Here is a 24308-nt window from a genome sequence, read left to right as displayed (position 1 = left end):
GATCCCTCGTTATTTTTTATTAAAGGTGTTGCTAAAGATTGCCTCTTCACTGCTATCACGAAAAGCGCGTTTCGGCACAATCAGCACCATACGGCTTTTTAATTCCAACATATACGTTAACTTAGCTTCAGCAAAATTGACTACTTCATTATAATGAATGGTTTTACTGCCGCCATTGGCAAAAATTTGCGCATAGTCTTGATATAAATCTAGCCCTTGTTCGCTTTTACCAAATTGATATTTGACAAACTGACGTTTAAACATCATCGGTAAAAACCAATAGCGCATTAACATTTGCAAAACTAAAAAAAATGCACCCAATGCTACGTAATAACGTCCAACACCATCTACCCCTAAATAAAAGCCCCAAATTAAAATTGCGATACTCACTAAAGGGGTAATAAAACGGGTGATTTGCTTTTTACCAAAGGTGGCTAAAGCAAAACCATCTTGTGATTCTTCTAAAGTTAAATAATAACGTAGCGAGAGACTAGGTGAAGTGTCTGACATAGGGATATCAATAGCAAATAAAGTATGGGCAAATCTTACACCATAATCTTAAATTTGTTGATGCTTGGTCAAAACACAAAGCACAGCCGTAAAAAAACCGCATCAATGTGCGGTTTTTTCAGAATTCTTATCAAGATTGGTGCGCTCAGAGAGATTCGAACTCCCGACCCCTTAGTTCGTAGCCAAGTGCTCTATCCAGCTGAGCTATGAGCGCGACGTCTTGATGAGGTGTATTATAGAGGAATAATAAAGCTTGTGAAGCCCTTTTTCACAAAAACCCAATCAAGTGCACAGATAACAGCCAAATTAGTGCTTTTTAGCTAAATATTAAGCAACTTGCTGTAATTTTTGTTTGCAGTCACCACAAAAACTCACCTTTTGCCCACTATATAGCTCACTAAAATCATCCACCACCCCATCTAAATTTTCCTGACAGGCAAAACAGGCTTTGTCAGATAGATAAATCACTAAATCGAGATGCTGATAGAGCTTATAGCCATCGCTATATAGCATTTTACCTTGTGTTTGCTTTGGAAACATTCCTTGCCCCCATTTATTTTTGATTTAAAATAAATAGTTTAAACAGGCACAGCTATACGACAATAGTAATATCTACCAGACTTTAGATCAGGAAATAAGGAAATAAGGAAATAAGGAAATAAGGAAATAAGGAAATAAGGAAATAAGGAAATAAGGAAATAAGGAAATAAGGAAATAAGGAAATAATGCATCAAAAGGCAAATTTTAGGCACAAAAAAACCGCTGCTAAAGCGGTTCATTGTTCAAGTTGGTGCGCTCAGAGAGATTCGAACTCCCGACCCCTTAGTTCGTAGCCAAGTGCTCTATCCAGCTGAGCTATGAGCGCGTAACTTGTGTTGTCTTAATAGACATACGTTTAACATCTTTACTTATTGGTGCGCTCAGAGAGATTCGAACTCCCGACCCCTTAGTTCGTAGCCAAGTGCTCTATCCAGCTGAGCTATGAGCGCGACATAAGTAAAGTTGGCGGTGAGAGAGGGATTCGAACCCTCGATACAGTTGCCCGTATGCATCCTTAGCAGGGATGTGGTTTCAGCCACTCACCCATCTCACCGTAACGTGGTGGCAATATTATAGAGGAAAGGCATTTCATGCAAGCCCTGTTATGAAAAAAACTTAAAAAAATCACTTAACAAGACACTTTTTAACCGTTTTTAGCAAATTCATGCTTTTAGCGCTTATAAATCGTTCGTTTATACAAAAAAACAAAGCGAAAACACATTATTGCAGGCAATTACGTGCAGTCTCGGCTGTGATGTCTTATGCTAAAGCTATCTACTGATAAGAAACTGAAGATATGATGAAAACTTGGGTCGATCCAGAAGCAAAGGCAGAAGCCGAACGTTACGATAATCCCATTCCGAGTCGTACTCTAATCCTAGAGACGATTACTCAATTAAAAAACCCACAATCACATGCTGATCTTGTGGAACACTTTGAAATTGCCGATCAAAAAAGTATTGATGCTCTGCAACACCGTTTAATTGCAATGGTACGCGATGGTCAGCTAATGAAGGATGGATTTAAGTTCCAGATTGCTGCTGAACAACCGACTCACGAAGCGACTGTCTATATCAATAGTAAAGGCTTAGGTACTGCGAACATCAGCGGTCATGATGATTTATTGTTACCTGAACGCGAATTACGCCAAGTATTTAGTGGTGACCGCGTTAAAGTACGTCAAACGTCAGTTGACCGTAAAGGTAAAGCGTGGGGCTTTGTGACCGAAGTTTTACAACACCGCGTTAAACAGGTGATTGGTAAAGTTTCCATGTACGATGGCGAATACTTTGTGCAGCCAAGTGCACCCAATAGCCACCAACCGATTACCTTAGAAAAAGAACTGATTGAACACGCCAAAGTCAATTTAGGCGAGTCAATTCGTGTGGCGATTGATACTTATCCAACGAAGGAAGAGTTTGCCACTGGCCATATTGTGCAATCGATGGCAGATAAAGCCGACACCGAAATTATTATTCCACAAACCATTTTAGAGTTTGGCTTACCTTACGAATTCCCTGAAGAGGTAGTTAAAGATGCGGAAAGCTTTAAAGAGCCATCTGCCAAAGACCGTGAAGGTCGTATCGATTTACGTGATTTAGCCTTAGTGACCATTGATGGCGAAGATGCGCGTGACTTTGACGATGCTGTGTATGCTGAAAAACGTCCAGGTGGCGGTTACCGTGTTGTAGTTGCGATTGCCGACGTGAGTCATTATGTACGCCCAGGCAAACCATTAGACAACGAAGCAGTTGAGCGTGGTACTTCAGTGTATTTCCCGCACTTTGTCTTGCCTATGCTGCCAGAAGCACTGTCTAACGGTTTATGCTCGCTCAATCCAAACGTAGATCGTTTGTGTATGGTGTGTGATTTAAAACTGTCACGCGCAGGTCGAGTTACAGGTTATGAATTCTATCCATCCGTGATGCATTCCAAAGCACGTTTAACTTACGATCAAGTGGCACAGTACTTTGATGGCGACAGCAAAGCCATTACTGAAGACCGTAGTGTACGTAAGTCACTCAATACCCTCTTCCAACTCTATCAAGTCCTCAAAGGCTTACGTGCTGAACGTCATGCCATGGAATTTGAAACTGTTGAAACCTACATGACCTTTGATGAGCTCGGTGGAATTAAAGACATCCTGCCACGTACGCGTAATGACGCGCACAAACTGATTGAAGAATGTATGTTATTGGCTAACGTAGCAGCGGCAGAATATGCGCTGAAAAACGAAGTGCCAATGCTATATCGTATTCATGAGCCACCTGAATTCTCACGCATTCAAAAAGTCCGCGACTTTGTCAAATTATTGGGTTTACCGTTCCCCGAACAGCCAACCCAAGCCGATTATCAAGCCGTCATTGACGCAACCAAAGACCGTATTGATGCGCCAAGTATTCATGCGGTGTTATTACGCTCTATGATGCAAGCTTACTATGGGCCAAATAATGCCGGTCACTATGGCTTAGCTTATGATGCCTATACGCACTTTACTTCGCCAATTCGTCGCTATCCTGACTTATTGTTACACCGTGCCATTAAAGCGCATCTTAAACAGCAACCATCACCATTATCAGGCGGTGCTTTAGAAGAAGCGGGTACGCATTTCTCAGCCACAGAACGTCGTGCTGATGAAGCCTCACGCTCGGTGACTACATGGCTGAAATGTCACTATATGCAGCAGCATATTGGTGAAGATTTTGTCGGTAGTATTTCTGCTGTCGCTGAATTTGGTTTATTCGTGACCTTAAAAGATCTTTACGTAGATGGCATGATTCATGTGAGTCAATTAGGTGATGATTACTTTGTTTATGATCAAGCCAGCCAAACCTTAGTGGGTCAAAACCACGGTCAAAGCTTTAGCTTAGGTGATGAAGTGAAGATCAAAGTGGCTGCGGTCAACTTAGAAGAACGTAAAATTGACTTTGAGCTGTTACAACAACTGAGCCATGCGGGTCGTCCTGTACGTAGCCGTGCGCCACGCGCTGCTGCACCGCGTTCAGCGCCCCGTGCCCGCCCACAAGTGACCGAGCAGACGTTTAATGAACGTCCGAGCAAAGGCGATACAGGCGAAGATGGTGAACAGCCCATTAAAAAGAAAAAGTCAAAATCTAAGCCCAGTGCCTACAGTAAAAAGTCTGCTAAAAAACATGCAGGAAAATCTGAAGCAAAGGCTAAAGATAAGCTAAAGAAAAAGGCCAAGGCGAAAAAGAAAAAAGCCAATGCCAAACCGCATAGTGACTAAATAAAAAAGAGCGCCACGGCGCTCTTTTTCTTTATTAAAAAAATAAAACACTTGACTAAATTATTCAAATATATATCTTTTGCACTTTTATTTAGGGGGTAAATTATGAAAAAGATTCTTACTTCAACGCTTTTAGCGATTACGTTAATGACTTCAGGTTGTGCCACGATTTTTAATGGGGCAAGCCAAACTGTCAATATTCGCAGTAATGATACGGAAGCAAAATTATATGTAAATGAAGAGTATATGGGCAAGAATCAAGCTGCTTATACATTTAAGAAAAAAAAAAACTATGTAATTAAAGCCGAAAAAAATGGCTGTAAAACCACATCTATTACCCCTCAAAAAACATTTGACCCAACAACCTTGTTAGGTGTGTTACTAGATTGGGGAATCATTTCAATCCTCGTTGTTGACGGTGCAGCAACTGGTGCATGGCAAAAATTTGAAAAAACAAGTTATTTTATTGATCCTGATTGTTAATCAAGAAAAAGAGCGCCACGGCGCTCTTTTTCTTGATTAGGCTTGATTTTATCAACGATAAGCCCTACATCTACTAGTAAGATAAAATTGAGCAATGTAGATATGACACTTCAACAGGCAACTTTGCCAGTTCCACAATTTGACCAAATTAGCCTTGAACAACTCAAACAACAGATTGAAACTGCCATTGCCCAAGGTCAGCAATTTTTACAAGATTTAAGCACTGTACCTGAAAGCCAAGCTGCACGTTTAAGCGTGCTAGAACAACTCGATACGCTTGAAAATAACATGAGCGAAGCATGGGGCGTGTTATCCCATTTAAATGCGATCATGAACAACGCAGAAACCCGTGAGGTGTATCAAAGCTTATTACCAAGCTTAAGTGCTTACTACACCGAACTTGGTCAGCACACTGTGTTATATCAGACTTTCCAAAATGTACATGATGCAAGCGAATACCAAGCCTTAAGTGCAGCGCAACAAAGTGCAATTAAATTGGCCTTACGCGATTTTAAACTTTCAGGCGTCGCTTTAGAGGGTGAAGCGAAAAAACGCTATGCCGAAATTTCAGCCCGTTTATCGCAACTGTCATCAGACTTCTCTAATCATGTCTTAGATGCGACCCAAGCTTACTTTAAGCCATTGACTGAAGCTGAACTGAAAGGCTTACCAGAAAGTAGCGTTGAATTATTAAAACAATATGGTCAACAACGTGAGCTTGAACAGCCTGTTGCGACGCTAGATTTTCCATCTTATCTAGCGATCATGACCTATGCCGAAGATCGTGCTTTACGTGAAACACTCTATAAAGCCTATACAACACGCGCATCCGATCAAGCTGATAAGCCTGAATTTGACAATACACAGGTGATGGAAGAAATCTTAAAGCTACGTCAAGAAATGGCAGCTTTACTTGGTTTTAATCACTATGCCGAGCTATCACTTGCCAGCAAAATGGCACCCGATGTTGCAACTGTACAAACATTTTTAGAAGATTTAGCCGAGCATGCACGCACACCTGCCACACGCGATATTGCTGAACTGAAAGCCATTGCTGCAGCAGATGGCATTACAGAGTTACAGCCTTGGGATAGCACCTTCTATTCAGAAAAGCTCAAAGTACAGCAATTTAATCTGTCACAAGAAGCATTAAAGCCTTACTTCCCTGCGCCAAAAATCCTGCAAGGTTTATTTAGCATTGTGAAGCGCTTATACGGTATTGACGTGATTGAACGTCAAGCCCCTGTTTGGCATCAAGACGCACGTTATTTTGAATTAGAAGATCAAGGTCAAGTCCTTGGCGGTTTCTACTTTGATTTATATGCACGTAGCGGTAAACGCGGTGGCGCTTGGATGAGCGGCTTCCGTTCACGTATGCAAAGCAAGCAAGGTTTACAAAAGCCAATTTGCTATATGGTCTGTAACTTTACCCCACCTGTAGGTGATCAACCTGCTCTACTTACCCATGATGAAGTGATTACCTTGTTCCATGAATTTGGGCATGGTTTACATCATCTGCTGACAGAAGTAGATAATATCTCAGTTGCAGGTACGCACGGCGTGGCTTGGGATGCAGTTGAGTTACCAAGTCAGTTTATGGAATTTTGGGCATGGGATCATGAAAGCTTAAACTTGCTGAGTGAACATATCGAAACGCAGCAAACTCTGCCTGCCGATTTACTTAAAGCCTTACTGGATGCGCGTTTCTTCCAATCAGGTATGCAAACCTTGCGTCAAATTGAATTTGCCTTATTTGACTTAAATATTCATGAAGCCAATCCCGCGCTTGATGCTCAAGGCATTCAACATACCTTAGATGAGATTCGTCGTAAATTTAGCGTGATGCCATCAGTCGCCTATAACCGTTTCCAACACAGCTTTAGCCATATTTTTGCTGGGGGCTATGCAGCAGGTTACTACTCATATAAATGGGCAGAAGTGCTCGCCAGCGATGCTTTTGATCGTTTTGAAAGTGAAGGGATTTTTAACACGCAAACGGGTGTAGAGTTCCGTAAAGCTGTGCTTGCGGTGGGCGGACGTGACAGCGCACTGGATGCTTTTGTGAATTTCCGTGGTCGTGAACCGAAAATTGATGCCCTATTACGTCATCAAGGTTGGACGAACAAGGCTTAAAGCGCGTAAAATACCGTTCAATTTCTAAGGATAAGGTGAGTATCATGACCATTAAGCGTCGTTTTATTGCAGGTGCTAAATGTCCACGCTGTGAAGCTCAAGACCGTATTGTCATGCTCACCACAGCCGATGCTGAATGGATTGAATGTATTGAATGCGACTATTCAGAAAATCGCCCAACTGAAGTTGAAGAACCACAAATGCCTGAAGTTGCAGATCAAGTTGGTGTGATTCAATTTAAACCACGTCAAAAATAAACCGATGCAACGTCATAGTTCATCACTGCTTTGGTGGATTGTTGCTGTACTTACCGTAATCATTATTGCGGTAAGTAGTTCTCTATTTTTCAGTGAAAATTCTGCACTGCAATCTCATCATCCACAAGATATGCCAACTAGCAATGCGTTAGCTCTAGCGGCGCACCAAGATGCTGCAAGTGCTGCAAGTGCTGCAAGTGCTGCAAGTGCTGCAAGTGCTGCAAGTGCTGCAAGTGCTGCAAGTGCTGCAAGCCAGCCAACTCTACCACCCACACAATTTAAAACAACACCTAATCGAATATTAGTCGAAGAAGATTTGCTTAACCAAGCGATTCCAGAAAACCTGAGCCTCGCACAGGAAGAAATCGACACACAGCTTGATATTCAACAACAGTTGATTGAGCAAGAAAAAGTCTTACAACAACAAAATTTAACTGCGGATGAATTAATCCGCTTGAAACAACAACAAATTCACTTACTCGAACAACAACTAGCAGAACTCCAAACTACAAATCATCCTTAAGGTTGCGTTAAACTAAGCCAAATTATAATGATCCTGAGCTCATGTCTAAGCCTGCGCCCTCTCAATTGCTCAAAGCACTTGCTTGCCTGACTTTCGCTGCGTTTTTATTTTCAATTATGGGCGTCTGTATTCGTTATGCCTCGCATAGTGTAGACAATGCAACGATTGTGTTCTTTCGCAATTTTATTGGCTTATTTATTTTTGTGCCGCTGCTATTAAATAAAGGCGTGAGTTTTTTCAAAACTGAAAAATTATGGATGCACACATGGCGTTCGGTGGTGGGTTTAACTGCCATGTATGGCTTTTTTTATGCCATTGCCAATCTTAAGCTGTCTAATGCCATGGTATTTACTTATTCCTCCCCGATTTTTATCCCCCTGATTGCTTGGTTATTTTTAAAAGAAAAAATCACCTTAAGCATGTTGATCGCTGCTGGGATGGGTTTAATTGGGGTGCTTTGCGTTGCTAAGCCCGACAGCGGCATGTTTAACTTAATGTCAGGGATTGGCCTAGGCGCAAGCTTTTTAGCAGCTATGGCATTTGTGACTGTGCGTGCGCTGACCGCAACTGAACCGCCAGAGCGCATTGTGTTTTATTTTTGCTTGATTGGCAGTTTAATTTCGATGCTGCCCATGTTTTGGTTATGGCGCCCGTATAGCTTGAGAGAGCTGAGTTTATTGATGGCAGCAGGCTTATTGGCCAATATTAGCCAACTATTTTTATCAAATGCTTATAAATTGGCGCCCGCAGGACAGATTGGACCTGTCAATTATATTGCGATTATTTTTGCTGGAATTTGGGGTTATCTATTTTGGCGAGAACTGCCTGATGGTTTAAGTTTAGTTGGATTTAGCTTGATCTTAACAGCCATTTTAATTTGTAGCCCACTGTTTAAAAAAAGGCGCTAATACAGTTTAGCTAAAACTTTTAAACGCTTCCAATCTGGCCAATCTAATTGATCACACCAAATAGCCAGAGGTGGATGCTGTTCAAAAAAAATAATGATATAAAGCCCATGATCAATGATTTTTTTAATTTGATCACGGTGGACTTTTTGTTTTTGACTGGTTAAAGTCCAATCCTGTTGATCTAAATATTCAAGTTGAATAATACGATCTTGATAATAAAAATATAAATAACTTAGCACTAAGCCAAGCACTGCTACACATAATAGCCATAAGCTCAGTGTCATTGCCAAAACAGCAATGATCACTGAACACAACACTAACTGCAACACCAGCGCCAAATAGCTACGTTGCAGTTGAAAGCAACGATTAGCCATGCACGTAATGTTTAAGCTTATTAATTAAAGCGCGCATTTCTGGACGTGGCGGTTCTGACACTTCCATAAACCAATCCAATAAATCAGGATCTTCCTGCTCAACTAAATCAGCAAAAGTCGCTTTTTCTGCAGCATCTGCTTGTAAATAATAGTTTTTGACGTAGGGATCAAAATACACATCAATTTCTTTTAAACCACGACGGGCGCGATAAATAACCTTACGTTCTTCTAAACTCATTTCTTGCATTGCATTTCCCAACAGTGACGATCTGCTTTTAAGTGTAACCGATTTAAAAGCAGCTGTTCAGGCTTGCTACAACAAAATACTCCACCCAATTCATATCATCTTAGATAAATCGTTATGCTTAATGCATAAGCTTAATTTTGCTATGCGTATGAATAGAAGTTAGTACAAGGTCATCTAATGCGTTAGGCTTAAGCATGAGACAGATTATTTTTTGTTACAAATTATATTTGTGAATAAAACGCAATGTTATGGGGCTTTTTTATAAATAAACGAAAAAATTATGCTGACTAATGATATTTTGAGTTACAAAAATACAATAAAAAAAGACCGGTGAAACACCGGTCTTTTTTAGAACAACTGAACAGTTCTTGCGAAATTATTTAACTTCGCGATCTACTAGTTCAACGTAAGCCATCGGCGCAGCATCACCTGCACGGAAGCCCGCTTTAAGAACACGTAGATAACCGCCGTTACGCTCTTTGTAACGAGGGCCAAGAACGGTAAATAATTTACCAACAGTTGCTGCTGAACGAGTACGAGCAAACGCTAAACGGCGGTTTGCAACAGTATCGTTTTTAGCTAAAGTGATTAAAGGCTCAGCTACACGACGTAACTCTTTTGCTTTAGGCACAGTAGTTTTGATTAACTCGTTCGCGAACAAAGAATTAGCCATGTTTTGGAACATCGCTTTGCGATGACTGCTTGTACGGCCTAATTTCACACCACTATTACGATGACGCATGGTGATAGTCCTACTTAATTAACGGCTACGATAGGCAAAGCGATCGTCCATGCGTAAACTAGCTGGTGGCCAGTTTTCTAAACGCATGCCAAGCTGCAAGCCTTTCGAAGCTAGAACATCTTTAATCTCAGTCAACGATTTTTTACCTAAGTTAGGAGTTTTTAACAACTCAACTTCAGTACGTTGAACAAGATCGCCAATGTAGTAAATATTTTCTGCTTTCAAACAGTTAGCAGAACGAACAGTAAGCTCTAGATCATCTACTGGACGAAGCAAGATTGGATCAACTTCCTCGCGAGGCTCTTGAGCAACTGGTGCTTGATCTTTTTGCAGGTCAACAAAAATCGCGATTTGTTGTTGCAAGATCGTTGCTGCCTTACGAATTGCTTCTTCAGGATCAACAGTACCATTTGTTTCAAGATCAATGATCAGTTTATCAAGGTCAGTACGTTGTTCTACACGAGCGTTTTCCACTGTGTAAGACACACGTTTGATCGGGCTATAAGAAGCATCTAACTGTAAACGACCTACAGGGCGAGTTTCGCCTTCTGGGAAGCGTGAATCAGAAGTCTCATAACCACGGCCTTGAGCAACTTTAAGGCGCATTTTAAGATTGCCAGTAGCACTTAATGTGCCGATCAAATGCTCAGGGTTAACCACTTCAACATTATGAGGTAAACGAAGGTCAGCGGCAGTTACGTCGCCAGGACCTTGTTTCTCTAATGTTAAATAAGCTTCATTTTGATCGAACAGCTTAATAGACAATCCTTTTAGGTTCAGCAAGAGCTCGACGATGTCCTGCTGCAAGCCTTCCAAAGTACTGTACTCGTGCTCAACACCTTCAATCTCTACTTCAACCACAGCTGCGCCAGGTAAAGAAGAAAGAAGGATGCGACGTAAAGCATTGCCCAGAGTATGACCAAAGCCACGCTCTAAGGGTTCTAGAATAACTTTTGCCGAGGTCCCGCTTGCCGCTTCGACCTTGATCGCTTGCGGAGTTAGAAACTCATTTGCAGTACGCGTCATTATTGCTACCTCAAGGATTATTTAGAATACAATTCTACAATCAAGCTTTCGTTGATTTCAGCAGGTAAATCAGAACGATCTGGAGCAGCTTTGAATGTACCTTCAAGTTTCGAATGATCTACTTCGATCCATGAAGCTGTACCACGTTGTGCAGCTAATTCAATTGCGTTTTTGATACGTAATTGTTGTTTAGCGCCTTCGTGAACTGCAATCACGTCACCAGCTTTAACTTGGATAGACGCGATGTTAACGCGACGACCATTTAAAGTGATTGAACGGTGAGATACTAACTGACGAGCTTCTGCACGTGTAGAACCAAAACCCATGCGATAAACAACGTTATCAAGACGGCTTTCAAGTAACTTTAATAAGTTCTCACCAGTTGCGCCTTTAACACGAGCTGCTTCTTTGTAGTAGTTACTAAATTGACGCTCTAAAACACCGTACATACGACGTACTTTTTGTTTTTCACGTAATTGTAGTGAGTACTCAGATTGTTTGCTGCCACGCGCACCACCATGTTGGCCAGGCGCTTTAGCATGTTTTTTAGTCTTAACGTCAAACGGTTTAACGCCAGATTTTAATTGCAGGTCTGTCCCTTCGCGGCGAGAGAGTTTGCATTTTGGACCAATATAACGAGCCATGAATGTTTCTCCTTACACGCGACGTTTTTTAGGTGGACGGCAACCGTTGTGAGGAATTGGAGTCACATCGGTAATGCTGTTAATCTTATAACCCACTGCGCCTAATGCACGAACCGCAGATTCACGACCTGGACCAGGACCTTTTACAAGGACGTCCAAGTTTTTCAAACCGTAGTCTAAAGCTGCTTTACCAGCAACTTCAGCAGCTACCTGAGCAGCGAACGGAGTTGATTTACGTGATCCACGGAAGCCTTGTCCACCTGAAGTGGCCCAAGCCAATGCATTACCTTGACGATCGGTAATCGTTACAATGGTGTTATTAAAAGACGCGTGAATGTGTGCAACACCTTCAGAGACGGTACGAGTGACCTTCTTGCGTGTGCGAGTATCTTTAGCCATCTTTTAGCTTCCAGAAATCTTACTTTTTAATCGGTTTGCGCGGACCTTTACGGGTACGTGCGTTAGTTTTTGTGCGTTGACCGCGGACAGGCAAGCTACGACGATGACGAAGACCACGGTAGCAGCCTAAATCCATTAAACGTTTAATGTTCATGGAAATTTCGCGACGTAAGTCACCTTCGGTAGGAACCTTAGCAACTTCTGCACGAATCGCATCAAGCTGAGCATCGTCCAACTCACGAATCTTAGTAGTTGTTTCGATACCAACAGCAGCTAAGATTTGCTTAGCAGTGTGGCGACCGATACCAAAGATATACGTAAGGGAGATAACAGCATGCTTGTTATCCGGAATGTTTACACCGGCAATACGAGCCATTCACTTTCTCCAAAAAGGCAGTAGAGATAATCAACCGCCCCACAAAAATCTTGAGGGGCGGATAATAACCTAATTAGCCTACTGAAATCAACAGGTCTTGATTAGATTAACCTTGACGCTGCTTATGACGAGGTTCTGCGCTACAAATTACGCGAATAACCCCATTACGACGGATAACTTTACAGCTACCACAAATTTTCTTTACAGAAGCTTGTACTTTCATGATGAAACCTCTAAGTGCGCTTATCCCTTAGGATGAGCAGTCGTTTTTCTCATTAGGGTTTGATTATCGTATTGATGCGAGGTGAGATGAGCTTGCAGCTGAGCCATAAAGTCCATCACCACAACAACTACAATCAGTAACGATGTGCCGCCTAAGCTAAACGGAATACCAAATGAGCTTTGTAGCACCATTGGCATCAAACACACCACTGTAATGTAGATCGCGCCAATAAAGGTCAAACGATTGAGAATATGATCTAAGTAACGAGCAGTTTGCTCACCTGGGCGTATACCGGGCACATAAGCTCCACTACGCTTTAAATTCTCGGAAACTTCTTTAGGGCTAAACACTAGCGCAGTATAGAAATAACAGAAGAAAATAATTAACGCACCAAAGAGTACCAAATATAGTGGTTGTCCAGGCGACAAAACGAGTGCCAAATCTTGTAGGCCACGCTTAATTAAACCTGCATCAGGGTCAGCACTACCGACCCACTGACCTAAGCTCGCTGGGAACAAAAGCAATGAGCTGGCAAAAATTGCCGGAATTACACCCGCCATATTAATTTTTAATGGCAAATGTGTCTGTTGCGCGGTAAATACACGACGACCTTGTTGTTTTTGAGCATAGTTTACCGGAATACGACGTTGCGCTTTCTCGATAAACACGATTGCTGCCAATACCGCTAATGATAACAGAGCGAAGATCGCTAAGCCAATTAAACTTGACTGTCCGCTGTCAATAGAGGTGAAAGATTGCATTACCAATGTTGGCAAGCCTGCAACAATACCCGCGAAGATAATCATGGAAATACCATTACCTACCCCGCGTTCAGTGATCTGCTCACCCAACCACATCAAGAACATTGTACCCGCAACCAGTGAAGTCACGGCTGGAATGTAAAAAGCAAGTCCTGACGTTAAGGTAATTCCTTGACTAATCAGACCTGCACACATACCAATCGACTGCACTAAGGCTAAGAACAGCGTTCCTTGTCGTGTATATTGGTTAATCTTACGCTTACCCTGCTCGCCTTCTTTTTTTAAAGCTTCGAGCGATGGCACCACAGTTGACATTAACTGCACAATAATTGAGGCAGAAATGTATGGCATGATCCCAAGAGCAAGAATAGACATTCGCTCTAATGCACCACCTGAGAACATATTAAACAAACCCAGGATTGTGCCTGAGTTTGCATTAAATAAATTCTCAAGGGCAGCATTATCGATACCCGGTACTGGAATATGCGCTCCTAGTCGAAAGACCAGCAACGCACCAATGAGGAACATCATTCTGCGAATAATTTCACGATATTTGACGTGAAATGGCTGACCTTTCATCATGTTAACATGACCTGTAGAACTAGGAGTCATAGACACTGGAGATTACTCCTCGACTTTACCGCCAGCAGCTTCAACAGCAGCTTTAGCGCCTTTAGTCAACACAACACCTTGAACAGTGAATGCGCGAGTAATTTCACCAGAAAGTACGATACGAGCACGTAACATATCTTTACGTACAACGTTTGCAGCTTTTAAAGTTTCAAGAGAAACGATATCGCCTTCAACTTTGTTAAGCTCAGATAAACGTACTTCAGCAGTTTTCAATGCCTGTTGGCTAGTGAAACCGAATTTAGGCAAACGACGATAAAGTGCTGTTTGACCGCCTTCGAAACCAGGACGTGTACCACCGCTCTTACGTGAGTTTTGACCTTTGACACCACGGCCACCAGTCTTACCCATACCAGAACCGATACCACGGCCTAGACGAACGCTTTCACGTTTAGCACCTTCTGCAGGCGCAATTGTATTTAAACGCAGAGTCATGGCTTATTCCTCTACACTAACCATATAGTATACTTGGTTGATCATACCACGGTTAGAAGGCGTATCTTGCACTTCTACAGTATGACCAATACGACGCAGACCTAAACCTTGAAGGCTAAGCTTGTGATTTTTCAAGCGGTGCGATGCAGATTTAGTCTGGGTAACTTTAATCGTTTTCATGATTGATTACCCTTGAATTTGTTCTACTGAAAGACCACGTTTCGCAGCAACTTTCTCAGGAGAAGTCATATCACGCAGACCATTAAAAGTCGCGTTTACTACGTTAGCAGCGTTTGTAGAACCATAGCATTTAGTTAATACGTTACGTACACCAACAGCTTCTAGAACTGCACGCATAGCACCACCAGCAATTACACCAGTACCTTCAGAAGCAGGTTGCATGTAAACGCGGCTTGCACCGTGACGAGCATTGATCGGGTGCTGTACAGTACCGTTAACTAAGTCAACAGTAATCATGTTACGACGAGCAGCTTCAAGTGCTTTAGAAATAGCAGCTGGAACTTCACGCGCTTTACCACGACCAAAACCTACGCGACCATTACCATCACCCACAACTGTTAATGCTGTGAAAGAGAAGATACGACCACCCTTAACAACTTTGGCAACACGATCAACGGCTACCAGCTTTTCAACAAGACCTTCGTTTTGTTCAACTTTAGCCATGATTAGAACTCCAAGCCGTTTTCACGAGCAGCATCAGCCAAGGCTTTGATACGACCATGATATTTGAAACCAGAACGGTCAAATGCAACTTTAGTTACACCAGCAGCTTTCGCACGCTCTGCAATTAAAGCACCAACTTTTTGAGCCGCTTCAACGTTACCAGTTGTACCAGCACGTAGAGTAGCGTCTAAAGTAGAAGCTTGCGCTAATACTTTGCCACCATCTGCTGAGATAACTTGAGCATAGATGTGACGCGGAGTGCGGTTTACACACAAACGAGTCGCACCCAACGCACGGATGTGCAAGCGTGTGCTTTTCGCACGACGCAAACGGGATTGTTTCTTTTCGTTCATAAGAACCTCGCGCCTTATTTCTTCTTAGCTTCTTTACGAAGTACAACTTCGTCAGAATAACGAACACCTTTACCTTTATACGGCTCTGGTGGACGGTAACCACGGATATCTGCAGCAACTTGACCTAGAGCAGCTTTGTCAGCTGATTTAAGTACGATTTCAGTTGCTGTAGGAGTTTCAGCAGTTACACCTTCAGGAAGGTTGTAATCGATCGGGTGAGAGAAACCAAGGTTAAGGTTAACAACGTTACCTTTAACCGCAGCTTTATAACCAACACCGATAAGCTGTAACTTACGTTCGAAACCTTCGCTAACACCTTTTACAAGGTTGTTAAGCACAGCGCGAGCAGTACCAGCTTGCATCCAAGCGTCTTTCGACTCAGCTTTTGGAGCAATAACTAGAGTACCGTCTTCCTGTTTAAGCTCGACCAGCGCATGCAGGTTGAAAGACAATGTACCTTTAGTGCCTTTCACTTCGACCTGCCGGCCGTTCTGAGTAACTGTAACACCGTTAGGTACAGTTACTGGGGCTTTAGCCACACGAGACATGAGGAATCACCTATTAAGAAACAAAAGCAATAACTTCACCACCGATGCCCGCAGCACGTGCAGCGCGATCAGTCATGATGCCTTTGCTTGTAGAAACAATTGCAATACCTAAACCTTGCTTAACGCTAGGAAGTGCATCTTTACCGCGATATTGACGTAGACCAGGACGGCTTACGCGTTTCACAGTTTCGATAACTGGTTTGCCTTCGAAATATTTTAAAGTCAAAGTAAGCGTTGCTTTACCTTCGGCATCAGCAACCGCTACTTCAGCGATATAACCTTCTTGTTTAAGAACGTTAGCAATCGCAACTTTTAACTTAGAGTTTGGCATAGAAACAGTTTGTTTCTTCGCCATTTGCGCGTTACGAACACGTGTTAACATGTCGGCAACGGTATCTTGCATACTCATTTATAGTGCTCCTTACCAGCTTGCCTTAACAACGCCAGGTACATCACCTTGCATTACTGTATCGCGTAGTTTGTTACGGCTTAGACCGAACTTACGGAAGAAACCGTGAGGACGACCAGTTAAACCACAACGGTTGCGAAGACGTACTGGAGACGCATTACGTGGTAATGCTTGAAATTTCATCATCGCTTCGAAACGTTCTTCGTCTGATGCATTTACGTTTGCGATAATTGCTTTTAATTCAGCACGTTTCGCAGCGTATTTAGCAACAGTAGCTTCGCGTTTCAATTCGCGATTAATCATACCTTTCTTAGCCATATCGACCTCTTATTTGAACGGGAAGCCGAATGCACGCATAAGCGCACGGCCTTCGTCATCGGTGCGAGCAGTCGTAGTAATGGTAATGTCCATACCACGAATACGATCAATCTTATCAAAATCGATCTCTGGGAACATGATTTGTTCTTTAAGACCCATTGAGTAGTTACCACGACCATCAAATGATTTCGCAGAGAAACCACGGAAGTCACGAATACGTGGGATCGCAATAGAGATCAAACGGTCTAAGAATTCGTACATGCGTTCGCCGCGTAAAGTAACTTTACAACCAATCGGCCAACCGTCACGGATTTTGAAACCAGCGATAGATTTACGTGCAAGAGTAAGAACTGGTTTTTGACCAGCAATTGCTTGCATATCCGCTAGAGCACCATCAAGGAGTTTTTTGTCAGCAGAAGCCGCACCAACACCCATGTTGATAGTAATTTTTGTAATGCGTGGAATTTCCATCACATTTTTAACACCTAAAGTCTCTTGTAACTGAGCTTTAAGTTCGTCGTTATAACGTGCTTTAAGTCTGGCCATAGCCTAATTCAACCTATTACTTCGCTACCGCCACTGATTCACCAGTAGATTTGAATACGCGAGTTTTCACGCCTTCAACTACTTGGTAACCAACACGGTCAGCCTTTTGGGTTGCAGCATTAAAAATTGCCACGTTTGAGATATGAAGCGTAGCTTCTTGTGTAACGATAGCGCCTTCAGCACCCGTTGCACGGTTCGGCTTTTGATGCTTCTTAACCAAGTTCAAGCCTTCAACAAGAACGCGGTCATTTGAAACAGACAATACAGTACCCTGTTTGCCTTTTTCTTTACCTGCGATCACAATTACTTGATCGCCCTTTTTAATCTTAGCCATGAGTGCCTCTTATAGAACTTCAGGAGCCAATGAAATAATTTTCATGAACTGTTCAGTACGAAGTTCACGAGTCACTGGTCCGAAAATACGAGTCGCAATCGGCGCTTTGTTGTTGTTCAAAATAACAGCTGCGTTATCGTCGAAACGAATCACAGAACCGTCTGCACGACGGATGCCGAATTTTGTACGTACAACTACAGCATTCATCACGTCGCCTTTTTTAACACGAGCGCGTGGAATTGCTTCTTTTACAGTAACTTTAATGATGTCGCCAACAGAAGCATAACGACGATGTGAACCACCAAGTACTTTAATACATTGTACGCGGCGAGCACCACTGTTGTCTGCTACGTCGAGCATACTTTCGGTTTGAATCATTGCCCTACTCCAAAACCGAGCAACATCGGTCAGAATTTCGAAAGGCTCAAAGAGTACTCGAAATTGACCGATGATGCAAGAACGTTAATTACTCAGCTGCTGCTTCAATCACTTCAACTAAAGTCCAAGACTTAGTTTTAGACATTGGGCGGCATTCTTTGATTGTTACAACATCACCAGCTTTAGCAGTGTTGTTTTCATCATGAGCGTGTAATTTTGTTGAACGGCGGATTGATTTGCCATACAACGGGTGTTGAACGCGGCGTTCGATAAGCACAACGATAGACTTGTCCATCTTGTCGCTTACTACTTTACCTGTTAACGTGCGAACTGTTTGCTCACTCATTGTCCGTTCCCCTGTTTTTCGGTAAGGAGGGTCTTAATACGAGCAATAGTTTTACGAGTTAATGCAACTTCGTGCGATTTACCCAATTGACCAGTTGCTTTCGCCATACGAAGACGGAATTGGTTAAGCTGTTGCTCATCAAGCAAAGCTGTCAACTCTTCTACCGACTTTTCACGTAGATCTTTAGTTTTCATTACATTACCGTCCGAGTCACGATAGTGGTTTTAAACGGAAGTTTAGCAGCTGCAAGCGTGAACGCTTCACGAGCCAATTCTTCGTTAACACCATCAATTTCGTACAAGACTTTACCTGGTTTGATTTCACAAACCCAGTATTCCACAGAACCTTTACCTTTACCCATACGAACTTCTAATGGTTTATTAGTAATTGGTTTGTCTGGGAAAACACGGATAAAGATCTTACCACCACGTTTAATACGACGGCTGATTGTACGACGAGCTGCTTCAATTTGACGAGCAGTCATACGACCACGTTCAATTGATTTAAGCGCGATAGTACCGAAAGATACTGAGCTACCGCGATGCGCAAGACCAGTGTTACGGCCTTTTTGCACCTTACGGAATTTCATACGTTTAGGTTGCAACATGGATTATTCTCCTTTTTCAGCAGAACGATCATTGCGACGACCACGACGCTCTTGACCTTCACCACGACCGCGACCGCGTTTAGCTGGACGTTCTTCAGCAGGAGCTGGGTTCATGACTTGTTTCATGCCACCAAGGATCTCACCGCGGAATACCCAAACTTTAACACCAATCGTACCGTAAGTAGTCTCAGCACGTACTGAAGAGTAGTCGATGTCCGCACGAAGCGTATGCAAAGGTACACGACCTTCACGATACCATTCTGTACGAGCGATCTCAGCACCACCTAAACGGCCTGAAACTTCAACTTTAATACCTTTAGCACCAGCACGCATAGAGTTTTGAACCGCACGCTTCATAGCACGACGGAACATTACACGTTTTTCTAATTGAGAAGCGATACCTTCAGCAACTAGACGCGCGTCTAAGTCTGGACGATCGATTTCGTTGATGCTTACTTGCGCAGGAACACCCATAATAGATGTTAATTCGCGTTGTAATTTCTCAATGTCTTCGCCTTTTTTACCGATAACGATACCAGGACGAGCAGTGCTAATTGTAATTTTAGCAGCGCCAGTAGGACGTTCGATAAGAATATTGCTTACCATTGCGTTCTTAAGTTTTTTGTTTAAAAACTCACGAACTTGCAAATCTTTAAGCAAGTATTCAGCGTATTGTTTCGGACTCGCATACCAGTTAGCGTTATGACGTTTCACAACACCTAGGCGGATACCGATTGGATGAACCTTCTGACCCATATCAAACCCCTACCTTAACGGTGATGTGACAAGTACGCTTAGTAATACGATCTGCACGGCCTTTAGCACGTGGCATAATACGTTTAAGGCTCATGCCTTCGTCAACGTAGATCGTAGAAACTTTAAGATCGTCTACATCTAAACTGTTATTATGTTCAGCGTTTGCAATCGCAGATTCCAATGCTTTTTTAACTAAAACTGCAGCTTTTTTGTTGCTGAAGTTTAAAATGTTTAAAGCATGCGCAACAGATTTGCCGCGGATCAAGTCTGCAACCAAACGTGCTTTTTGTGCCGAGATAGCGGCACCGCGTAATTTAGCAGTAACTTCCATCATAGCACCTTAGCGTTTAGATTTCTTGTCAACACCGTGACCACGATAGGTACGAGTTGGCGCGAATTCACCGAGTTTATGACCAACCATATGTTCAGATACGATCACTGGAACATGGTTACGGCCATTATGAACAGAAATTGTTAAACCAACAAAATCCGGGAGGATCATCGAACGACGCGACCAAGTTTTGATCGGCTTACGGTTATTAGCCGCGATAGCCGCTTCAACCTTAGCGAACAAGTGCGCATCGACGAATGGGCCTTTTTTCAGAGAACGAGGCATTGTCAGATTCCTTTACTTGTTACTTAACGCGACGGTCGCGAATAATCATCTTAGTCGTACGCTTGTTGGTACGTGTCTTGTACCCTTTAGCTTTTTGACCCCATGGGCTTACAGGTTGAATACCTTTGTTACGCCCTTCACCACCACCGTGTGGATGGTCAACTGGGTTCATCGCCATACCACGAACGGTAGGACGAACACCACGCCAGCGTGATGCACCAGCTTTACCTAGTGAACGAAGGTTGCTTTCTGAGTTAGATACTTCACCTAACACAGCACGGCATTCAACGTGAATTTTACGCATCTCGCCTGAACGAAGACGAACGATAGCGTAAGAACCGTCACGACCCAACAATTGAACTGAAGTACCAGCAGAACGAGCTAATTGCGCGCCTTTACCGATTTTAAGTTCGATGTTGTGAAGAGTAGAACCGATAGGCATGTTGCGAAGCGGTAAGCAGTTACCTGGACGAATTGGAGCATCGTTACCAGATTGTACTTTATCGCCAGCGCGAAGGCCTTTAGGCGCGATGATGTAACGACGTTCACCGTCAGCATACAATACAAGTGCAATGTGTGCAGTACGGTTAGGATCGTATTCAATACGCTCTACAGTTGCAGGAATACCATCTTTGTTACGTTTAAAGTCAACTAGACGGTAGTGCTGCTTGTGACCGCCACCAACGTGACGAGTCGTGATGTGACCGTTGTTATTACGGCCGCCAGTACGCTTTTTAGCTTCTACTAATGGAGCGTATGGAGCACCTTTGTGAAGATGGTCGTGAACGACTTTCTCTACAAAGCGACGTCCTGGAGACGTTGGCTTACATTTTTGAATAGGCATAGTTTTCGTCCTTATTCCGCTGCGCTTTCAGCGGCATCGCCCAAGTCAGCCATTTCAACATCTTGGCCAGCTTTCAGGGTGACGTATGCTTTTTTAACATCAGAACGACGTCCGATAGTTTTACCAAAGCGTTTAGTCTTACCTTTAGTGATCGTTGTGTTAACTTTAACAACTTGAACACCAAATAATTGCTCAACAGCTTTTTTGATTTCAAGTTTAGTTGCATCAGTCGCAACTTTAAAAACTTGAACACCAGCAGTTTCGCCTAAAACTTGTGCTTTTTCTGAGAAAACAGGTCCTTGAAGGACTTGATATAAACGTTCGTTGTTCATCCGAGTTCTACCTCAATTTTCTTAGCAGCAGCTACAGACATAACAACTTTATCGAACGCGATCAAGCTAACAGGATCAATAGCAGTAGCATCAACCACATCAACGTGTGGAATGTTACGAGCAGCTAGATACAAGTTCTCATCAACAGCATCAGTAACGATCAATGCGCGAGTCGCATTTAAGTCGTTAAGTTTTGCAAGCAATTCTTTAGTTTTTGGAGCAGCAACAGCAAACTCTTCAACTAAAACTAAGCGATCTTGACGAACAAGTTCAGCTAGGATGCATTGCATAGCACCGCGATACATTTTACGGTTTACTTTTTGAGACCAGTCTTGTGGACGAGCAGCAAAAGTTTTACCACCGCCAACCCAGATTGGGCTACGAATAGAACCAGCACGAGCGCGGCCAGTACCTTTTTGACGGAACGGCTTTTTACCACCGCCAGAAACGTCTGCGCGTGATTTCTGAGCTTTAGAACCTTGACGACCACCAGCTAAGTAAGCTGTAACAACTTGGTGTACAAGAGCTTCATTAAATTCACGACCGAACGCAACTTCTGATAATTCAACAGCAGAGCCGGAAACAGTATTTAAATTCACGTTATTTCCCCTCAGGCCTTGATCGTAGGACGAACAGTTACGTCGCCACCAGTAGCACCAGGAACCGCGCCTTTCACAACAAGAACTGAACGTTCAACGTCGATAGCAACGATTTCAAGACCCTGTGTAGTTACGCGTTCAGCACCTAAATGGCCAGCCATTTTTTTGCCTTTGAATACGCGACCAGGAGTCTGGTTTTGACCTGTAGAACCTAGAACACGGTGAGAAACCGAGTTACCGTGAGTAGCATCTTGCGTACGGAAGTTCCAACGCTTAACACCACCTTGGAAACCTTTACCTTTAGAAGTACCAGTTACGTCAACGATTTGACCAACTTGGAACAACTCAACAGTAAGCATACCACCAACTTCACGACCTTCAAGATCAGCTTCTGTAGCGCGGAATTCTTGAACTAGACGACCAGCAGCAACACCCGCTTTCGCGAAGTGACCTTTCTGAGCGTTAGTTACGCGAGATTCGCGACGTTCACCAGTAGTGATTTGAATCGCTTGATAACCATCAGTTTCAAGCGTTTTGATTTGAGTGATGCGGTTAGGATCAACCTCAATCACTGTTACAGGTACAGAAACGCCAGCATCTGTAAAGATACGCGTCATACCGCACTTGCGACCGACTAAACCAATAGCCATGTGCATAAACCTCTAAAAAAGCGGCTTAATTAACTTAGAGCGTTAATTAACCGAAAGCCTTAACCCAATGCGATCTGAACATCAACACCAGCTGCAAGATCTAACTTCATCAACGCGTCTACAGTTTTGTCTGTAGGTTGAACGATGTCGATCAAACGTTTGTAAGTGCGGATCTCGTATTGGTCACGCGCATCTTTGTTAACGTGTGGTGATGTTAAAACGTTAAAACGTTCAATGCGTGTAGGCATTGGAATTGGACCACAAACTTGTGCGCCAGTACGTTTTGCTGTTTCTACGATTTCTTGAGCTGATTGATCAATTAAACGGTGATCAAAAGACTTAAGACGGATACGAATTCTCTGGTTAGACATACCAGTTAACTCCAAGCCAAATATATAAAGAATCACTCTTGACGCATCTCACCCCACTATTTTAAGGCAAGTGTCAAGAGCAGTGAAATATCACTAAGGTCGTGATCGATGCCACGACTGTAACGATAGTTAACTACTTTCTTCGCAGTTAACACCCTTCCTATCGAAGGGTCGCTCATTATAGCTATTGTTTAATGCATAAGCAAATCCCTTTTTGCTCTTTTAGTTGTTTTTTCCATATATTTTGTTGTTCGCTTGTTTAAACACCATTTACCAAGCTGTTTTCTTTAAAACATAGTCAATTGCTTGGTTTAATATTTGATTTCCTTGAATAAATTTACTTTTTGACGATTTAATCAACGTATTCACATCTTGTACATACTGACCTGAAAAAATGGACAATTCTTCAGCATTTTCTAGAAACAACTCCAATACTTGCGGGGTAATTTCAGGATGAAACTGAAAGCCCAAAACGTTTTTACCAATCTGATACATTTGATTGCGACAGACTTCATTTTCTGCCAAATGCACCGCACCTTTAGGAATTTCAAATGTTTCACTATGCCATTGCAAGACATTAAGTTGTTCAGGCAACTCAAAACAGTCTTTAGGGACGGATTGAATCTTACGGATGGTGCTCCAACCGAGTTCTTGCTGCTGATTACGACTCACCGCTGCCCCTAAAGCATTGGCAATCAATTGCCCACCTAAGCACAAACCAATAGCGGGTTTACCTAAAGACAAGTAACGTCTTAACCAACGTTTTTCGACTTTTAACCAAGGATAATTGGCTTCATCATTAACACTCATAGTACCGCCCATAATAATGAGTAAATCCACATCATGAATATCGGGCAATGCCTCTATATCTAAAGGACGATCAACTGGTAATGCGAAGAATTCTGTTGCAGTAATTTTGGCGTTTTTTTGTTTTAAATATTCATAACAACTACCAAAACCTTCTCCCGCAATATGTTGAAAATAATGTACTTTTAACTGCGGTTTCATGCTGTTATTTCACCTATTGTTATTGCTTTAACATAGGTTTTGCAAGAATAACGCCAACTTTGCACATTTCATCCGATTTTTATAAAAAGTGTCACTTCTCTAGCAGGATCAATGACTTTCTCTTAAGCTAAGTTAGATATACAGTTTATTT

38 protein-coding genes, 4 tRNA genes and 1 pseudogene are annotated in these 24308 nt (G+C 42.6%); 6 read left to right on the top strand and 37 right to left on the bottom strand.

Going from position 1 to position 24308, the window contains the following annotated elements:
• Positions 1-9 precede the first annotated feature (9 nt).
• The 6 genes from CYK47_RS06275 to CYK47_RS06250 form a co-directional block, all read right to left on the bottom strand.
• Positions 10-510, bottom strand: a complete 501-nt coding sequence (locus CYK47_RS06275) for a YcxB family protein (protein WP_122899950.1) — start codon at positions 508-510, stop codon at positions 10-12.
• A gap of 137 nt (positions 511-647) precedes the next feature.
• Positions 648-724, bottom strand: a tRNA-Arg gene (locus tag CYK47_RS06270).
• Positions 725-837: 113 nt separating this feature from the next.
• The gene (locus CYK47_RS06265) at positions 838-1050 is read right to left on the bottom strand and encodes a hypothetical protein (protein WP_122899948.1); all 213 of its coding nucleotides are present in this window, start codon (positions 1048-1050) and stop codon (positions 838-840) included.
• Between the two features lie 248 nt (positions 1051-1298).
• A tRNA-Arg gene (locus tag CYK47_RS06260) sits at positions 1299-1375 on the bottom strand.
• A 47-nt stretch (positions 1376-1422) separates the two neighbouring features.
• Positions 1423-1499, bottom strand: a tRNA-Arg gene (locus CYK47_RS06255).
• 14 nt (positions 1500-1513) lie between these two features.
• A tRNA-Ser gene (locus CYK47_RS06250) sits at positions 1514-1603 on the bottom strand.
• 243 nt (positions 1604-1846) lie between these two features.
• On the opposite strand from CYK47_RS06250, the gene rnr reads away from it, so the two are divergent.
• From rnr to CYK47_RS06220, 6 genes are all read left to right on the top strand, one after another.
• The gene (gene rnr / locus CYK47_RS06245) at positions 1847-4297 is read left to right on the top strand and encodes a ribonuclease R (RefSeq protein ID WP_122899946.1); all 2451 of its coding nucleotides are present in this window, start codon (positions 1847-1849) and stop codon (positions 4295-4297) included.
• A 105-nt stretch (positions 4298-4402) separates the two neighbouring features.
• Positions 4403-4780 (top strand): hypothetical protein, encoded by a 378-nt coding sequence (locus tag CYK47_RS06240; RefSeq protein ID WP_122899944.1) that lies wholly within the window; start codon positions 4403-4405, stop codon positions 4778-4780.
• A gap of 102 nt (positions 4781-4882) precedes the next feature.
• Entirely contained in the window at positions 4883-6913 is a 2031-nt protein-coding gene (locus CYK47_RS06235) for a M3 family metallopeptidase (protein WP_122899942.1), read from the top strand.
• Between the two features lie 44 nt (positions 6914-6957).
• On the top strand, positions 6958-7170 hold the full coding sequence (locus CYK47_RS06230; protein ID WP_122899940.1) for a YheV family putative zinc ribbon protein: 213 nt from the start codon (positions 6958-6960) through the stop codon (positions 7168-7170).
• A 4-nt stretch (positions 7171-7174) separates the two neighbouring features.
• A complete protein-coding gene (locus CYK47_RS15455; protein ID WP_164709156.1) occupies positions 7175-7693 on the top strand; it encodes a hypothetical protein in 519 nt (172 codons plus the stop codon).
• A gap of 41 nt (positions 7694-7734) precedes the next feature.
• A complete protein-coding gene (locus CYK47_RS06220; RefSeq protein ID WP_122899938.1) occupies positions 7735-8601 on the top strand; it encodes a DMT family transporter in 867 nt (288 codons plus the stop codon).
• Here the strand turns inward: CYK47_RS06220 and CYK47_RS06215 are convergent.
• The 31 genes and pseudogenes from CYK47_RS06215 to CYK47_RS06065 form a co-directional block, all read right to left on the bottom strand.
• Entirely contained in the window at positions 8598-8975 is a 378-nt protein-coding gene (locus CYK47_RS06215) for a hypothetical protein (RefSeq protein ID WP_122899936.1), read from the bottom strand. The two genes, CYK47_RS06220 and CYK47_RS06215, sit on opposite strands and share 4 nt — an antisense overlap.
• Positions 8968-9222 carry an FAD assembly factor SdhE gene (locus tag CYK47_RS06210; protein WP_122899934.1) on the bottom strand — a complete coding sequence of 85 codons (255 nt, stop codon included), beginning with the start codon at positions 9220-9222 and terminating at the stop codon, positions 8968-8970. Before CYK47_RS06210 ends, CYK47_RS06215 begins: the two co-directional genes overlap by 8 nt.
• A 376-nt stretch (positions 9223-9598) precedes the next feature.
• Entirely contained in the window at positions 9599-9964 is a 366-nt protein-coding gene (gene rplQ, locus CYK47_RS06205; protein ID WP_122899932.1) for a 50S ribosomal protein L17, read from the bottom strand.
• A gap of 18 nt (positions 9965-9982) precedes the next feature.
• On the bottom strand, positions 9983-10990 hold the full coding sequence (locus tag CYK47_RS06200) for a DNA-directed RNA polymerase subunit alpha (protein WP_034587449.1): 1008 nt from the start codon (positions 10988-10990) through the stop codon (positions 9983-9985).
• A 17-nt stretch (positions 10991-11007) separates the two neighbouring features.
• Entirely contained in the window at positions 11008-11634 is a 627-nt protein-coding gene (gene rpsD, locus CYK47_RS06195) for a 30S ribosomal protein S4 (protein ID WP_122899930.1), read from the bottom strand.
• A 12-nt stretch (positions 11635-11646) separates the two neighbouring features.
• On the bottom strand, positions 11647-12033 hold the full coding sequence (gene rpsK, locus CYK47_RS06190) for a 30S ribosomal protein S11 (protein WP_001040166.1): 387 nt from the start codon (positions 12031-12033) through the stop codon (positions 11647-11649).
• A 19-nt stretch (positions 12034-12052) separates the two neighbouring features.
• Positions 12053-12409 carry a 30S ribosomal protein S13 gene (gene rpsM / locus CYK47_RS06185; RefSeq protein ID WP_122899928.1) on the bottom strand — a complete coding sequence of 119 codons (357 nt, stop codon included), beginning with the start codon at positions 12407-12409 and terminating at the stop codon, positions 12053-12055.
• Between the two features lie 106 nt (positions 12410-12515).
• Positions 12516-12632 (bottom strand): 50S ribosomal protein L36, encoded by a 117-nt coding sequence (gene rpmJ / locus CYK47_RS06180; protein ID WP_000867907.1) that lies wholly within the window; start codon positions 12630-12632, stop codon positions 12516-12518.
• Positions 12633-12652: 20 nt separating this feature from the next.
• Complete coding sequence (secY, locus tag CYK47_RS06175; RefSeq protein WP_171407306.1) at positions 12653-13972, bottom strand: preprotein translocase subunit SecY; 1320 nt, start codon at positions 13970-13972, stop codon at positions 12653-12655.
• 45 nt (positions 13973-14017) lie between these two features.
• Complete coding sequence (rplO, locus tag CYK47_RS06170; protein ID WP_122899924.1) at positions 14018-14458, bottom strand: 50S ribosomal protein L15; 441 nt, start codon at positions 14456-14458, stop codon at positions 14018-14020.
• Between the two features lie 3 nt (positions 14459-14461).
• Positions 14462-14638 (bottom strand): 50S ribosomal protein L30, encoded by a 177-nt coding sequence (gene rpmD / locus CYK47_RS06165; protein ID WP_005094139.1) that lies wholly within the window; start codon positions 14636-14638, stop codon positions 14462-14464.
• Positions 14639-14644: 6 nt separating this feature from the next.
• Positions 14645-15142: a 30S ribosomal protein S5 gene (rpsE, locus tag CYK47_RS06160; protein WP_122899922.1), complete on the bottom strand. Its 498-nt coding sequence runs from the start codon at positions 15140-15142 to the stop codon at positions 14645-14647.
• A gap of 2 nt (positions 15143-15144) precedes the next feature.
• The gene (gene rplR, locus CYK47_RS06155) at positions 15145-15495 is read right to left on the bottom strand and encodes a 50S ribosomal protein L18 (protein ID WP_004281497.1); all 351 of its coding nucleotides are present in this window, start codon (positions 15493-15495) and stop codon (positions 15145-15147) included.
• A gap of 14 nt (positions 15496-15509) precedes the next feature.
• Positions 15510-16043, bottom strand: a complete 534-nt coding sequence (gene rplF, locus CYK47_RS06150; protein WP_122899920.1) for a 50S ribosomal protein L6 — start codon at positions 16041-16043, stop codon at positions 15510-15512.
• Between the two features lie 13 nt (positions 16044-16056).
• Positions 16057-16452, bottom strand: a complete 396-nt coding sequence (gene rpsH, locus CYK47_RS06145) for a 30S ribosomal protein S8 (protein ID WP_122899918.1) — start codon at positions 16450-16452, stop codon at positions 16057-16059.
• A 12-nt stretch (positions 16453-16464) separates the two neighbouring features.
• Entirely contained in the window at positions 16465-16770 is a 306-nt protein-coding gene (gene rpsN, locus CYK47_RS06140) for a 30S ribosomal protein S14 (protein WP_122899916.1), read from the bottom strand.
• 9 nt (positions 16771-16779) lie between these two features.
• Positions 16780-17316: a 50S ribosomal protein L5 gene (rplE, locus tag CYK47_RS06135; protein WP_122899914.1), complete on the bottom strand. Its 537-nt coding sequence runs from the start codon at positions 17314-17316 to the stop codon at positions 16780-16782.
• 16 nt (positions 17317-17332) lie between these two features.
• Complete coding sequence (gene rplX, locus CYK47_RS06130; protein ID WP_122899912.1) at positions 17333-17650, bottom strand: 50S ribosomal protein L24; 318 nt, start codon at positions 17648-17650, stop codon at positions 17333-17335.
• A 9-nt stretch (positions 17651-17659) separates the two neighbouring features.
• A complete protein-coding gene (gene rplN / locus CYK47_RS06125; protein WP_005012978.1) occupies positions 17660-18028 on the bottom strand; it encodes a 50S ribosomal protein L14 in 369 nt (122 codons plus the stop codon).
• 88 nt (positions 18029-18116) lie between these two features.
• Entirely contained in the window at positions 18117-18374 is a 258-nt protein-coding gene (gene rpsQ / locus CYK47_RS06120; protein WP_122899910.1) for a 30S ribosomal protein S17, read from the bottom strand.
• Entirely contained in the window at positions 18371-18568 is a 198-nt protein-coding gene (gene rpmC, locus CYK47_RS06115) for a 50S ribosomal protein L29 (protein WP_004650482.1), read from the bottom strand. Before rpmC ends, rpsQ begins: the two co-directional genes overlap by 4 nt.
• Positions 18568-18981, bottom strand: a complete 414-nt coding sequence (gene rplP, locus CYK47_RS06110) for a 50S ribosomal protein L16 (protein WP_122899908.1) — start codon at positions 18979-18981, stop codon at positions 18568-18570. The genes rpmC and rplP overlap by 1 nt, the downstream gene beginning before the upstream one ends.
• Positions 18960-19737: pseudogene (gene rpsC / locus CYK47_RS06105) on the bottom strand (30S ribosomal protein S3). Before rpsC ends, rplP begins: the two are co-directional and overlap by 22 nt.
• A 1-nt stretch (position 19738) precedes the next feature.
• Positions 19739-20068, bottom strand: a complete 330-nt coding sequence (gene rplV / locus CYK47_RS06100) for a 50S ribosomal protein L22 (protein WP_001982638.1) — start codon at positions 20066-20068, stop codon at positions 19739-19741.
• A 9-nt stretch (positions 20069-20077) separates the two neighbouring features.
• Positions 20078-20353 (bottom strand): 30S ribosomal protein S19, encoded by a 276-nt coding sequence (gene rpsS, locus CYK47_RS06095; RefSeq protein ID WP_004281508.1) that lies wholly within the window; start codon positions 20351-20353, stop codon positions 20078-20080.
• A gap of 19 nt (positions 20354-20372) precedes the next feature.
• Positions 20373-21197 (bottom strand): 50S ribosomal protein L2, encoded by an 825-nt coding sequence (gene rplB, locus CYK47_RS06090; RefSeq protein ID WP_122899905.1) that lies wholly within the window; start codon positions 21195-21197, stop codon positions 20373-20375.
• An 11-nt stretch (positions 21198-21208) separates the two neighbouring features.
• Entirely contained in the window at positions 21209-21529 is a 321-nt protein-coding gene (gene rplW / locus CYK47_RS06085; protein ID WP_004809809.1) for a 50S ribosomal protein L23, read from the bottom strand.
• Positions 21526-22128 (bottom strand): 50S ribosomal protein L4, encoded by a 603-nt coding sequence (gene rplD / locus CYK47_RS06080; RefSeq protein ID WP_067731189.1) that lies wholly within the window; start codon positions 22126-22128, stop codon positions 21526-21528. The genes rplW and rplD overlap by 4 nt, the downstream gene beginning before the upstream one ends.
• A gap of 11 nt (positions 22129-22139) precedes the next feature.
• The gene (rplC, locus tag CYK47_RS06075; RefSeq protein WP_122899903.1) at positions 22140-22778 is read right to left on the bottom strand and encodes a 50S ribosomal protein L3; all 639 of its coding nucleotides are present in this window, start codon (positions 22776-22778) and stop codon (positions 22140-22142) included.
• Positions 22779-22837: 59 nt separating this feature from the next.
• Positions 22838-23149: a 30S ribosomal protein S10 gene (rpsJ, locus tag CYK47_RS06070; RefSeq protein ID WP_000070912.1), complete on the bottom strand. Its 312-nt coding sequence runs from the start codon at positions 23147-23149 to the stop codon at positions 22838-22840.
• A 270-nt stretch (positions 23150-23419) separates the two neighbouring features.
• Entirely contained in the window at positions 23420-24157 is a 738-nt protein-coding gene (locus tag CYK47_RS06065) for a type 1 glutamine amidotransferase (protein WP_122899901.1), read from the bottom strand.
• Positions 24158-24308 lie beyond the last annotated feature (151 nt).

This window comes from Acinetobacter sp. B51(2017) (assembly GCF_003711395.1).
In the GTDB taxonomy this organism is placed as follows: domain Bacteria; phylum Pseudomonadota; class Gammaproteobacteria; order Pseudomonadales; family Moraxellaceae; genus Acinetobacter.
This window is presented reverse-complemented; position numbering and strand designations above follow the sequence as displayed.